This is a genomic window from Streptomyces sp. NPDC093018 (assembly GCF_040684035.1).
GTDB lineage: Bacteria > Actinomycetota > Actinomycetes > Streptomycetales > Streptomycetaceae > Streptomyces > Streptomyces murinus.
Genome location: NZ_JBFBFF010000003.1, coordinates 572,954 through 584,483, shown reverse-complemented (window position 1 = coordinate 584,483; position 11,530 = coordinate 572,954). Strand labels below are relative to the sequence as shown.

At 72.2% G+C, this 11,530-nt stretch carries 12 protein-coding genes; 4 read left to right on the top strand and 8 right to left on the bottom strand.

What is annotated here, in order from left to right; all coding sequences use genetic code 11:
* Positions 1 to 14: 14 nt before the first annotated feature.
* Entirely contained in the window at positions 15 to 1,202 is a 1,188-nt protein-coding gene (locus AB0N90_RS09985; RefSeq protein WP_365194541.1) for a TerD family protein, read from the top strand.
* A gap of 41 nt (positions 1,203 to 1,243) precedes the next feature.
* Here AB0N90_RS09985 and AB0N90_RS09980 read toward each other — a convergent pair whose 3' ends face one another.
* Together AB0N90_RS09980 and AB0N90_RS09975 are read right to left on the bottom strand one after the other, a co-directional pair.
* Positions 1,244 to 2,728 carry an alkaline phosphatase PhoX gene (locus tag AB0N90_RS09980; protein WP_365194539.1) on the bottom strand — a complete coding sequence of 495 codons (1,485 nt, stop codon included), beginning with the start codon at positions 2,726 to 2,728 and terminating at the stop codon, positions 1,244 to 1,246.
* 199 nt (positions 2,729 to 2,927) lie between these two features.
* Positions 2,928 to 4,352, bottom strand: a complete 1,425-nt coding sequence (locus AB0N90_RS09975; RefSeq protein WP_365194537.1) for a hypothetical protein — start codon at positions 4,350 to 4,352, stop codon at positions 2,928 to 2,930.
* Positions 4,353 to 4,616: 264 nt separating this feature from the next.
* On the opposite strand from AB0N90_RS09975, the gene AB0N90_RS09970 reads away from it, so the two are divergent.
* Positions 4,617 to 6,440, top strand: a complete 1,824-nt coding sequence (locus AB0N90_RS09970) for an endonuclease/exonuclease/phosphatase family protein (RefSeq protein ID WP_365194535.1) — start codon at positions 4,617 to 4,619, stop codon at positions 6,438 to 6,440.
* A 12-nt stretch (positions 6,441 to 6,452) separates the two neighbouring features.
* Here the strand turns inward: AB0N90_RS09970 and AB0N90_RS09965 are convergent, their stop codons facing one another.
* The 6 genes from AB0N90_RS09965 to AB0N90_RS09940 all read right to left on the bottom strand — a co-directional run bounded on the left by AB0N90_RS09965 (position 6,453) and on the right by AB0N90_RS09940 (position 9,905).
* Positions 6,453 to 7,190 carry an SRPBCC domain-containing protein gene (locus tag AB0N90_RS09965; RefSeq protein ID WP_365194532.1) on the bottom strand — a complete coding sequence of 246 codons (738 nt, stop codon included), beginning with the start codon at positions 7,188 to 7,190 and terminating at the stop codon, positions 6,453 to 6,455.
* A gap of 10 nt (positions 7,191 to 7,200) precedes the next feature.
* The gene (locus AB0N90_RS09960; protein WP_365194529.1) at positions 7,201 to 7,821 is read right to left on the bottom strand and encodes a helix-turn-helix domain-containing protein; all 621 of its coding nucleotides are present in this window, start codon (positions 7,819 to 7,821) and stop codon (positions 7,201 to 7,203) included.
* Positions 7,822 to 7,939: 118 nt separating this feature from the next.
* A complete protein-coding gene (locus AB0N90_RS09955) occupies positions 7,940 to 8,584 on the bottom strand; it encodes a DUF3618 domain-containing protein (RefSeq protein ID WP_365194526.1) in 645 nt (214 codons plus the stop codon).
* A complete protein-coding gene (locus AB0N90_RS09950) occupies positions 8,581 to 9,006 on the bottom strand; it encodes a phage holin family protein (RefSeq protein ID WP_037656754.1) in 426 nt (141 codons plus the stop codon). Before AB0N90_RS09950 ends, AB0N90_RS09955 begins: the two co-directional genes overlap by 4 nt.
* 60 nt (positions 9,007 to 9,066) lie before the next feature.
* Complete coding sequence (locus AB0N90_RS09945; protein ID WP_365194523.1) at positions 9,067 to 9,762, bottom strand: hypothetical protein; 696 nt, start codon at positions 9,760 to 9,762, stop codon at positions 9,067 to 9,069.
* Positions 9,759 to 9,905, bottom strand: coding sequence for a hypothetical protein (locus tag AB0N90_RS09940; RefSeq protein ID WP_167408664.1), 147 nt, complete (start codon positions 9,903 to 9,905; stop codon positions 9,759 to 9,761). The genes AB0N90_RS09945 and AB0N90_RS09940 overlap by 4 nt, the downstream gene beginning before the upstream one ends.
* Before the next feature lie 180 nt (positions 9,906 to 10,085).
* Between AB0N90_RS09940 and dapA the strand changes: the two genes are divergently transcribed.
* Both dapA and AB0N90_RS09930 read left to right on the top strand, forming a co-directional pair.
* Complete coding sequence (dapA, locus tag AB0N90_RS09935) at positions 10,086 to 10,985, top strand: 4-hydroxy-tetrahydrodipicolinate synthase (protein ID WP_365194521.1); 900 nt, start codon at positions 10,086 to 10,088, stop codon at positions 10,983 to 10,985.
* A 34-nt stretch (positions 10,986 to 11,019) separates the two neighbouring features.
* Positions 11,020 to 11,526, top strand: a complete 507-nt coding sequence (locus tag AB0N90_RS09930) for a hypothetical protein (RefSeq protein WP_365194519.1) — start codon at positions 11,020 to 11,022, stop codon at positions 11,524 to 11,526.
* The last annotated feature ends 4 nt before the right edge of the window (positions 11,527 to 11,530 follow it).

Sequence of the window (11,530 nt, the reverse complement as noted above, 5' to 3'; positions counted from 1 at the left end):
CCCACATGACAGCTATGACCCCTGGCTCGAACGTTCCGCTCTCCGCCGCGCGCATCACGGTGGACGTGGCCGCTCCCGTGCGGCTGGACGTCTCGGGCCTGCTGCTCACGGGCGACGGCAAGGTGCGCTCGGACGACGACTTCATCTTCTACAACCAGCCGTCCGGACCGGGGGTGGCCTACCGGTCCGGCGGCGGTGCCGCGCCCGACGCGATCACGGTCGACACCGCGGCGGTGCCGCCGGACATCGAGAAGATCGTGGTCACGGCCAGCCCGGACGCGGCCGGGCAGACCTTCCAGGGCATCGAGCCGACCGCCACCGTCCGGGACGCGGACGGCGGTGCGGTGCTGGCCACGTTCACACCGCCGCAGCTGGGCACCGAGACCGCGCTCGTGGTGGTGGAGATCTACCGCCGCGGCGGTCAGTGGAAGGTCCGCGCGGTCGGCCAGGGGTATGCGAACGGACTCGCGGGCATCGCGACGGACTTCGGTGTGACGGTGGAGGAACCGGCGGCGGCTCCGGCGGCTCCCCCTCAGCCGACGGCACCCCCGGCGGCGCCCTCGGTGGCGCCGCCGATGCCCGCCGCCCCGCCGGCCGCTCCCCCGGCCCCGGCCCCGGGCGCGGGGAAGATCAACCTGGACAAGGGCCGGGTCAGCCTCCAGAAGAACCAGACGGTGTCGCTGGTCAAGGGCGGCCGGCCGCTGCTCTCCCAGGTGCGGATGGGCCTCGGCTGGGAACCGGCGTTCCGGGGCGCCGACATCGACCTCGACGCCTCCGTCATCGCCTACGGCCCGCAGCGCAACCACGTCGACAGCTGCTACTTCGGCAAGCTCACGATCCTCAAGGGCGCGGTCAAGCACTCCGGCGACAACCTCACGGGCGAGGGCGCGGGCGACGACGAGGTGATCGTGGTCGACCTCGGCCGCATCCCCCAGGAGGTCACCGGTCTCGTCTTCACCGTCAACTCCTTCTCCGGCCAGAAGTTCACGGATGTCGCCAAGGCGTACTGCCGCCTCGTGGACGCCGCGACGGACGAGGAACTGGTCCGCTTCGACCTCACCCAGGCCGAACCCCAGACCGGTGTGCTGATGGCCAAGCTGATCCGCCAGTTCTCCGGCGAGTGGGAGATGACCGCGATCGGCGACTTCGTGAAGGCGCGGACGGTCCGCAACATGGTGGATCCGGCGGCGAAGGCTCTCTGAGCGAAGGGGGGCGCGGGGACCGCGCCCCCCTTCGGTGGCCGTTACTTCTTCTGCCGCTTCCAGGGTCCGGTGATGGCGACCATGATGCCCGGGGTCTGGATGTTGGCGTACAGGGTCCGCCCGTCGGGCGAGAAGGTGACGCCGGTGAACTCGCTGTACTCCGGCTTCGCCGCGGTGCCGATGTTCAGTTCGTTGCGCGCGATCGGGTAGGTGCGGCCGCTGTCGGTGGCCCCGAACAGATGCTGGACGCCCTCGCCGTCCTCGGCGATGACCAGACCGCCGTACGGCGAGACGGTGATGTTGTCCGGGCCGTCGAACGCGCCGTCCTTGCCCGGGTCCGGGTTCACGCCGAGCAGCACCTTGAGGGTGAGGGTCCGGCGCCGGGGGTCGTAGAACCAGACCTGGCCGTCGTGCTGGACCGGGCTCTCCGCGCGGGCGAAGGAGGAGACGATGTAGACGCCGCCGTCACCCCACCACATGCCCTCCAGCTTGCGGGCGCGGGTGACCTGGCCCTCGCCGAACTGCTTGCGCGTGGAGACCTGCCGGGCGTCGCGGTCGGGCACGTCCACCCAGTCGACGCCGTAGACCGTGCCGGTCCCGGTGGCGCGGGAGAGGTCGTCCACGAACCGGCCGCCGGAGTCGAAGCACTTGAAGGCCTGGAGGACGCCCGCGTCGGCGGCGAGGGTGCGCAGCCTGCCGCGGCCGTGGCGGAAACCGGCCGGCGGGGTCCAGCGGTAGAGCAGGCCGTTGGGGCCCGCGGCGTCCTCGGTGAGGAAGAGGTGACCGCGCTTGGGGTCGACCACGACGGCCTCGTGGGCGTACCGGCCCAGCGCCTTGATCGGCTTGGGGGCGCGGTTGGCCCGGTGGTCGACCGGGTCCACCTCGAAGACGTAGCCGTGGTCCTTGGTCATGCCGTTCTGACCGGCCTTGTCCTCGGTCTCCTCGCAGGTCAGCCAGGTGCCCCACGGGGTGCTGCCGCCCGCGCAGTTGGTGGCGGTGCCGGCGATGCCGACCCACTCGGCGACCTTGTCGCGGCGCACCTCGACCACGGTGCAGCCACCGGCCGCGGCGGGGTCGTACACCAGTCCCTCGGTGAGCGGCACCGGATACGTCCAGTTGGCGCGCGGGCCCGCCAGCTCGTGGTTGTTGACGAGCAGGGTGGTGCCCCGGGGGCCCTCGAAGGTGGAGGTCCCGTCGTGGTTGGACGGCGTGAACTCGCCCGACTCCAGGCGGGTCCTGCCGCTGTAGGTGATGATCTGGTAGCTGAAGCCCGCGGGCAGGGCGAGGATGCCCTTGGGGTCGGACTTCAGGGGGCCGTAGCCGACGCCGGGCAGGCCGTGGCCGTGACCGTGCCCCTGGCCGTGCCCCTGACCGTGGGCCGCCGCGGCGTCCCCGTGCGCGGTGTCGGTCTCCGTGGACGCGAGGGCGTTCGGCGCGGTGGCGAGCACGCCGGCGCTGCCCGCCAGGGCGATCCCGGCACCGGTGATCGCGGAGGTTCTGGCGAAGTCCCTGCGAGTGAGCGACATGGTGTCTCCTGTGACGGATGGGTGTGCCGTGGAGGGCGGCGGTCCTCGTTCGGCGCACACGCTCCCGGCGGCGCCTGAACGGGAGTTGAACAAGGGGCCACCAGGGACACCCTTGTTCAAGAAACCGTATGCGCCACCCCAAGAGCGGACCAAGCGTCACGGCGGGCCGGTGCCACTCCGACACCCCCCGCCGGACCGCTCAACCCCCTTGCTGCGACCGCGCCTTGAACGCGGCCTTGCGGGCCTCCTTGGCCACCTTCTTGTCCGGGTGCAGCCGGCCCATCGCCTCCAGCACATCGGCCGTCGCCGGGTGCTCCACCCGCCACGCGGCCGCGAAGAACCCGCTGTGCTGCTCCGCGAGCCCCTCCACCAGGGCCTGGAGCTCCTCGCTGTTGCCCTCGGCGGCCAGTTGGGCGGCGACGGTGTCGATGGTCAGCCAGAACACCAGGTCCTGGGAGGGCGCGGGCACCTCGGCGGCGCCATGCTCACTGAGCCACACCCGGGCGAGACCGCCGAGTTCGGGGTCGTCCAGGACCTCCCGCAGCGCGGGCTCGGCCTCCCCGCCGACCAGGGACAGCGCCTGCTGGCAGCGCAGCCGGCGCAGCGGCCCCCCGGCGTCGGCGCCCCGGGCCGCGGCCAGCAACTCCCGTGCGCCGGAGAGCGGTTCGTGCCGGTTCAGCCACAGCTCGGTCTCCGCGAGAGCGGCCGAGGGGCCGAACGCGGCGGTGCCGTCGAGCAGTACGTCCGCCCCCTTGTCGGCGAGTTCGCCGACCACCGGCGCCTCGAAACCGGCCTCCACCAGCCGCGCCCGCAGCCCGTACGCGCCGAGCGGGGTCAACCGCACCATGCCGTAGCGGGAGACATCGGCCTCGTCCACCGGCGCGGCGAGTTCCTCGTCGGCGTCGGCCATCAACGCCTCGTCCACCGGCCGGTACTCGACCAGGCCGACCGGCTCCAGCGTCCGGAACTGGTCGTCCAGGCGCATCATCGCGTCGGACACCTGCTCCAGGACGTCGTCGGTGGGCTCGCCCATGTCGTCCGGCACGATCATCGACGCGGCGAGGGCCGGCAGCGGGACCGGCCCGTCCCCGGCGCCGTCCTCACTCACCGTCAGGAGGTACAGGTTGCCGAGCACACCGTCGAGGAAATCGGCCTCGGCCTCGGGGTCCCAGTCGAGTGACGCGAAATCGATCTCCCCGCCCTCGTCCAGCGCGTCCACCAGATCGTCCAGATCGGGCACGCTCGCGTCCGCCAGCACGGTCTCCAGCGCGGCGAGCCACACCGTGAGCACCTCCTGCGGGGAACCGGTGAGCAGGGCCAGCGCCTCGCCGGTGCGGACCGTCCCGCGGTCCTCGTCGGCGATCTCGACCAGTCCGGAGTCCAGCGCGACCCGCCAGGCCTCGGCGGCGTAGGCGGCCGCGTCGTCGCCGGTCAGTCCGAGCTGGTCGGCGGCGCCGGGCAGCTGCTCCTCGACCAGGCTCCCGCCCGCGTCCACCCGGGTGTCGGGGCCGGCCCAGCGGGCGAGCCGGGCCGCTCGCGCGAGCAGGGGCGTGGACAGTGCGGCGCGCGCCAGCTCCGCTTCGGAGTGCAGCCGTACGGGCGGCAGGGGGGAGCTGTCTGACATCGGCTGGATCTCCTCGGACCGTGAAACGTGCTCAGCCCCTCAGCCTAGACGGATTTGGGCCCATGCCGCCCGGTTCATCTCCTCGTCAACCCCAGTACATGGCCGAAACCTTGACAAGTCCCGGGCGCAGGCTGGAGATTGACGCGCGTAGAAGTCGGGGAACGACCGTTCACTCGGCTCTATGCGTGTCACGGAGGGCAACGGCCCCCACACGCTCCCGATCCACCTCGTCCCGGCGCCCCGTAACATCCCCGGAGGGATCCCTTGCCGAGCAGGTCCACCGCGCGTCTCGCCGCGCTCACCGTCGCCGCTGTTTGCTCCGCCGCGTCGGCCGTCGTCCTCACCTCCCCCGCGCACGCCGACGCGGTGCGCATCCACGACATCCAGGGCACCACCCGCCTGTCGCCGTACGCCGGGCAGAAGGTGACGGACGTGCCGGGCATCGTCACCGCCACGCGCACCTACGGCTCGTCCAAGGGCTTCTGGCTCCAGGACACGACGCCCGACGACAACCCCGCCACCAGCGAGGGCATATTCGTCTACACCAGCTCCACGCCGAAGGTCGCGGTCGGCGACTCGGTGACGGTGACCGGCACGGTCTCCGAGTACGTCCCGGGCGGCGTCGCCTCCGGTGAGCAGTCCGTCACGGAGATCACCAAGCCCACGATCACCACCGTCTCCACCGGCAACGCCGTCCCGGCGCCGGTCGTCATCGACGCGAAGTCGGTGCCGAGCCGGTACACGCCGCAGGGCGACACCGCGAACGGCGGTTCGATCAACAACCTGCCGCTCCAGCCCAAGAAGTACGCCCTGGACTACTACGAGTCCCTTGAGGGCATGAACGTCCAGGTCAAGAACGCCCACGTGGTCACCGCCACCGACCCGTACGCCGAGCTGTGGGTCACGGTGAAGCCGCACGAGCACCGCGACAGCCGCGGCGGCACGGTCTACGGGTCCTACGACTCGCAGAACACCGGCCGCCTCCAGATCCAGTCGCTGGGCGCCACCGCCGACTTCCCGAAGGCGAACGTCGGCGACACGCTGACCGGCACCACCACCGGCCCGATGGACTTCAACCAGTACGGCGGCTACACCCTGGTCGCCGGCCAGCTCGGGACGCTCAAGAGCGGTGGCCTCCAGCGCGAGACCACGAAGAAGCAGACCGGCAAGCAGCTCGCGGTCGCGACGTACAACGTCGAGAACCTCGACCCGTCGGACAAGACGTTCGACCAGCACGCCGCCGCGATCGTGAACAACCTCCAGTCCCCCGACATCGTGTCCCTGGAGGAGATCCAGGACAACAACGGTGCCACGGACGACGGCACGGTCGACGCGAGCGTCACGGTGAACAAGCTGATCGACGCGATCGTCGCGGCGGGCGGCCCGAAGTACGACTGGCGTTCCATCGACCCGGTCAACGACAAGGACGGCGGCGAGCCGGGCGGCAACATCCGCCAGGTGTTCCTGTTCAACCCCGAGCGGGTGTCCTTCGTGGACCGCGCGGGCGGCGACTCCACCACCGCGGTGGGTGTCGTCAAGGAGCACGGCAAGGCCCAGCTGACCGCGTCCCCGGGCCGGATCGACCCGGCCAGCGCCGCCTGGGAGGACAGCCGCAAGCCGCTCGTCGGCCAGTTCGTCTTCCAGGGCAAGACCGTCTTCGTGATCGCCAACCACCTGATCTCCAAGGGCGGCGACCAGAGCCTGACCGCGCAGTACCAGCCGGTCACGCGCAGCTCGGAGACCCAGCGCCACGCCCAGGCGCAGGAGGTCAACGCGTTCGTCAAGGACATCCTGAAGGCGCAGAAGAACGCGAACGTGCTCGCCCTCGGCGACATGAACGACTTCGAGTTCTCCGGCACCGCGAAGATCCTCGAAGGCCACGGCGAGCTGTGGTCGGCGATCAAGTCGCTGCCCAGGAGCGAGCGTTACACCTACGACTACGAGGGCAACTCGCAGGTCCTGGACCAGATCCTGATCAGCCCGGCGGTGCGCCGCGACTCGTTCCAGTACGACAGCGTGCACATCAACTCGGAGTTCAACGACCAGATCAGCGACCACGACCCGCAGGTGCTGCGCTTCCGCCCCTGATCCACCAGGGGTTCAGGACTGGCTGAACACCCCGTTCAGCCAGTCCTGCCAGGCGGCCGCGTCCGTCTCGGCAGCGGCGCCCGGCGCGAAGTCGTGCACGCTGATGCCGAGCGGCGCGCCCCAGCGGCCCCGGCCGAAGAAGCGGACGAGGGCGCTCTCGGTGCGCAGTCCGATGAACTCCGGTACGCGGTAGTCGAGTACGGCGTCCAGGGCCCGCCCGCCGGGTCCGCGGACGCTCACCTTCGTCCCCGCGGCCGCGTCGTCCGGCAGTCCGAGCGCGCGGGCCGCGGCGGCGAGCGCCTCCGGCACGGCCGAGGAGGCGGGCCCGGTCGCCTGCGCGAAGGCGACCGGGGCCGGTGCGAAGTGCGTCAGATACTCGCGCAGGGTGTGCAGATAGAAGTCGGTGTGCTTGTTCGCGCCGTCGTACTGGGTGTCCCAGTCGTCGGTGAAGATCCCGCTGTGGACGTAGCGCACGAAGGCGTGGCGGCCCTCGTCGCGGGGCTCGATGGTGTGGTCGAGCTGGTTGAGCGACTGCGTGGGCATGCCCACGTCCTCGCTGCGGTTGACGTAGCGGTGGGGCGGCTCCCAGACGACGACGGTCGAGCCGAACGGTCCCCGCCCGCCCTCCCGCGGCTCGGGCGGCTCCATCGGCCACAGATAGCCCCCGGTCCCGGTGGTGATCGCCGCCCACACCCGCTCCGGCGGTACATCGACCTCGAACTCGCGGGCGATCTCGAATTCCTTGCTCATGGCGGGGCTCCTATTCGGCTTCCGGTGCGGGTTCCAGGGCTGCGGGCCGGTCCTTGACCGTGGGATGCAGGGCGACGACGACCCGGTGGTCCCGGCCGCCCTCGGCGTCCGGGGCGTCGTACTTGCGGATCAGGGCGCCGACCCCCGCCGTCAGCTCCTGCACGAAGGCCGCGCGGTCGGCGGCGGAGGCGAACCGCACCTCGCCGTCCAGGGCGTACGTCGCGAGCGGCTTGCGGGCCCTGGCCGCGCCGCCGATCAGCGCCCCGACGTCGCGCACCAGGCGGGCGCCGAGCGCCAGCAGCCAGCGCGCGGACAGCTGGTCCCGGAAGCGGTCCGGGTCGGGCTGCACGGCGGGCAGGGCGGCGGGCGAGATGACGTACGACGCGGCGCTCGCGCGCATCAGCCGCTCGGTGACATTGCCCTTGCGGCGCTCCCCGGCCAGCTCGACCAGGCCGTGCCGCTCCAGCGTCTTGAGGTGGTAGTTCACCTTCTGGCGGGGCAGTCCGACCTTGCCGGCCAGCATCGCGGCCGACGCGGGTCCGGCGGCCAGCTCGGCGAGCAGCCGGGCCCGGACGGGGTCCAGCGACACGGCCGCGGCCTCGGGGTCCTCGATGACGGTCACATCCAGCATGCGTTCACCCTCCCACCGAAAACTTTTTTTGTCCAGACGGGCTTAGTTTTCGGCGGGAGAGCGGGAACGCCATGGCTGGAAAGGGATGAGGGCGGGGGCCGGGGAGCCCCTCAGACGCTCAGCAGGAGCAGGGGCGGCGGCGCATGCCGCGGGATGCGCCGCGGGCCATGCCACGGCTCCGGCCGCCGCGCAGCACCCCGGCCGCGATCAGGGCGATCGCCCCGGCCGCGCCCGCCATCAGCACCGGACGCGGCACCCCGCGCAGACCCTCGGCGGCCTTGCGGGCGGGCGGCGCGAGCTGCCGCTGGGCCATGGCGGCCCGGTCCTGCACGCGGTGCCCGGCGTCCATCGCCCTGCTCTGCGCCTGGCGCCCGGCCTCCAGTGCGCGATCGCGCAGCGGTTGCCCGTCCTGGGAGCCGCCGTGCTGGGCGACCCGGCTCTGGAGCGTGTGCCCGGTGCGCGCGGCCGTCCCCTGCACCGCGTGGCCCGCCCGCGCGGCCCGGCCCTTCATCGCGTGCGCCGCGTGCGTGGCCCGGCCCTGGGCGCCGTGCCCGGCCTGGGCGGCGCTGGAGCGCAGCTGCACCTTCATGGCACCGGCCTTGTCCTTCAGATCGGCGGCCCGTGCCCGCGCGCGCCCCTTCACATCGACACGGTCCACCAACTGGGCCACGGTGTCGCCGAGTTGGTTCCTGGTCTGCTCGATCTGCGCGCGCAGCTCGTCGGGGCCCTTGGCGCCCGAGCCGTGCGGGGTCCTGTGGGTCATCGATGTGCCCTTTCCTTGATCACGTCGACATCGGCCCGGACACTGCCGAGGGTCTCCTCGGGCATGGGCGATCCGGCGCGGCGCAGCTGGGCGCGTCCGGTGGCGGCCAGCACGGCGGCCACCAGGAACAGCGCGACCGCGACGGTCAGCGCCGCCGCCCACAGGGGCAGTACCAGGTCGAGGGCGGCGGTGGCCGCGCCGGCCAGCACGATCAGCCCGACGTAGCCGAGGGCGCCCGCGGCACCCAGCAGCCCGCCGCCGGTTCCGGCGCGCTTGCCCTTCTGGGTCAGCTCCGCCTTGGCGAGGGCGACCTCCTGCCGCAGCAGCAGGGAGAGCTGTTCGGTGGCGCGATTGACGAGTTCCCCCGTGGAGGGGTGGCCGTCGAGTGCGGGGCGCGTGTGCGGTCGCGTGTGCGAGGTCATGGTCACGGTGTCCCGCCTCCTTTCTGTACGGGAACATCCGGGTACCCGGGCCGGGGAGCGTCAGCCCTTGTCCGCTCCCCCGGTCCCGCGGTCGCCGAGCCGCGCGAGCTGGGACTGGAACCAGTCGAGCCGCGCCTGCAACAGGGCTGCCTCGGCGACCAGTTCGGGCACCCCCATCTCGGTGCCCGTCACAAGCTCGGTGACGGTCTCGGCCGGGACGCCGCCGTCCGCCCGTACCCGCAGGCCCTCCCCGGCGAGCCGGGCGAACTCCGCGAGGGTGACGGACGTACGGCCGCGCGCACAGCCCGCGCAGCCGGGGGCCAGGGCGCGCCAGCCGGGGCGGCCCCAGCCGGCGTCGGCCAGCAGGGTCGCGGTGGCGCCGCAGGCACAGGGGCCCGCGATGGCGGTGCGCACCCGCTGGCGGGCGTAGCGGAATCCGCGTTCGAAGCGGATGTAGGCGCCGAGCACGGAGACTTCCAGGAGCAGCGCGGTGCGGTGCTCGGCGGTGCAGCGCAGGGCGTCGGCGGCGGTGCGCTCATGGACGCAGTGGAAACCGCAGTCGCACAGGCGCGCGGGAGGGCGGTGCCTGCGGCCGTAGACGCAGGACGCCTGGTCGAGCACGCCGTACGGAAGCGCACCGCCGAGCGACACTCCGGTGAACCCCGCCCGGGTGCCGTCCTGGGACAGCACCGGGTGGGCGATCTTGTAGCCGGTCGGCGGCTCCGTGGGGCGTTCCGCCGGGAGCCGGGGCCTCATCGGCCGGCCGGGACCTCTTCGCGGGCCGGCTCGGCCGGTGCGGTGCGGGCGGCCTCGGCGGGCTGCCGGACCGTCTCTTCCTCGTCGCGGATGTCCGGCCGCTCCTCGGCGACCCCGGTGGCCAGTGCCTTGCCGAGCTTCATGGTGCCTCCATGGCTGACGTCGGTGATGACCCTTCGCCCATAGTGACCCATGAACGGCCGAGTTGGACACACGACCTTGCGCCACACCTGGACAGGCAAGTGAACAGGTAAGCAAACTTACCGATACTCTGAAGAAGAATTAAGTAGAGCTACATCGAAGACTTGCCGACACTAACGGGTATGACGATCACACACAGCCCCTCCCCCTTCGGCCGCGTCCTCTGCGCGATGATCACCCCGTTCACCGCGGAGGGGACGCTGGACCGGGCCGGCGCCCAGGAACTGGCCGCCCATCTGGTGGCGGAGGGCTGCGACGGGCTGGTCCTCAACGGCACCACGGGCGAGTCGCCGACCACCACCGACGGCGAGAAGGCGGAGCTGATCACGGCCGTACGGGAGGCGGTCGGCGCGCGGATCCCGCTGATCGCGGGCATCGGCACCGCCGACACCCGGCACACCACCGAACTGGCACTCGCCGCCGAGAAGGCCGGCGCCGACGCCGTGCTGGTCGTGGCGCCCTACTACAGCAGGCCGCCGCAGGAGGCCGTCGCCGCGCACTTCCGCACCGTCGCCGACGCGAGCGGACTGCCGGTCCTGCTCTACGACATCCCGGGCCGCACCGGCACCCGTATCGACCCCGAGACGATCCTGCGCCTCGCCGGTTACCCCAGGATCGTCGGCGTCAAGGACTGCTCCTACGACCTCCTTGGCACCCAGAAGGTGCTGTCCCGAACGGAGTTGGCCTATTACGCGGGCTGCGACGAACACAACCTCGCTCTCTACGCCGTCGGCGCGGCCGGCTGTATCAGCACCGTCGCCAACGCCGCCCCGCGCCACATCCGCGCCGTCCTCGACGCCTTCGACGCGGCCGACACCGGGCGGGCACGGCAACTCCAGCTGCGGGCGATGCCGTTGATCGAGTCGATGATGGCCGCGGGCCTGCCCGGGACGGTCACCGCCAAGGCCCTCCTGTCCCGGCTCGGCCTGCCCGCGGGCCCGGTCCGCGCCCCACTGCTGCCCGCCTCCCCGCAGGCGACGGCCGAACTGCACGCGTGCTTCGAAGAACTGACCGAATCCTGATCCGCGCTCCCCCGGCCTGCCGTACGGTGTCCCCGTGAGCCGCCCCCTGCTCTTCCTGGATGTCGACGGTCCGCTGAACCCGTACGCGGCCCAACGGGAGCGCCGGCCCGAGGGGTATACGACGATCCGGGTGCCGCTGGCCTCGCGCCGCCCCCTGCGGGTGTGGCTGAACCCGGCCCATGGCCCCGCGCTGCTGGCCCTCGGCTACGAGCTGTGCTGGGCGACGACCTGGATGGCCGAGGCCAACCACTGGATCGCCCCCGTCCTCGGGCTGCCCGAACTGCCCTACGTCGACTTCGGCGCGGGCCTTTTCGCGCACCGGCCCGACGGGGTGCACTGGAAGACGGAGCCGATCGTGGCGTACGCCGGGGGCCGCCCGTTCGCCTGGGTCGATGACGAACAGAGCACCGAGGACGCGGTGTTCGTGGCCGACCACCACCCCGGCCCGGCCCTCCTGCACCATGTGAACCCCCGCATCGGCCTGCGCGCGGGCGACTTCACCACCCTGGCGGAGTTCGCCGCCGGTCTCTCCCCGGCATGACCGA

What these genes read in the sequence shown, in the direction of transcription:
- AB0N90_RS09945 (WP_365194523.1), bottom strand. Translation starts at nt 9,762, where the DNA reads ATGAGGCCCCGGCTCCCGGCGGAACGCCCCACGGAGCCGCCGACCGGC.
- AB0N90_RS09955 (WP_365194526.1), bottom strand. Translation starts at nt 8,584, where the DNA reads ATGACCCACAGGACCCCGCACGGCTCGGGCGCCAAGGGCCCCGACGAG.
- AB0N90_RS09940 (WP_167408664.1), bottom strand. Translation starts at nt 9,905, where the DNA reads ATGAAGCTCGGCAAGGCACTGGCCACCGGGGTCGCCGAGGAGCGGCCG.
- AB0N90_RS09960 (WP_365194529.1), bottom strand. Translation starts at nt 7,821, where the DNA reads ATGCTGGATGTGACCGTCATCGAGGACCCCGAGGCCGCGGCCGTGTCG.
- AB0N90_RS09965 (WP_365194532.1), bottom strand. Translation starts at nt 7,190, where the DNA reads ATGAGCAAGGAATTCGAGATCGCCCGCGAGTTCGAGGTCGATGTACCG.
- AB0N90_RS09975 (WP_365194537.1), bottom strand. Translation starts at nt 4,352, where the DNA reads ATGTCAGACAGCTCCCCCCTGCCGCCCGTACGGCTGCACTCCGAAGCG.
- AB0N90_RS09985 (WP_365194541.1), top strand. Translation starts at nt 15, where the DNA reads ATGACCCCTGGCTCGAACGTTCCGCTCTCCGCCGCGCGCATCACGGTG.
- AB0N90_RS09950 (WP_037656754.1), bottom strand. Translation starts at nt 9,006, where the DNA reads ATGACCTCGCACACGCGACCGCACACGCGCCCCGCACTCGACGGCCAC.
- dapA (WP_365194521.1), top strand. Translation starts at nt 10,086, where the DNA reads ATGACGATCACACACAGCCCCTCCCCCTTCGGCCGCGTCCTCTGCGCG.
- AB0N90_RS09980 (WP_365194539.1), bottom strand. Translation starts at nt 2,728, where the DNA reads ATGTCGCTCACTCGCAGGGACTTCGCCAGAACCTCCGCGATCACCGGT.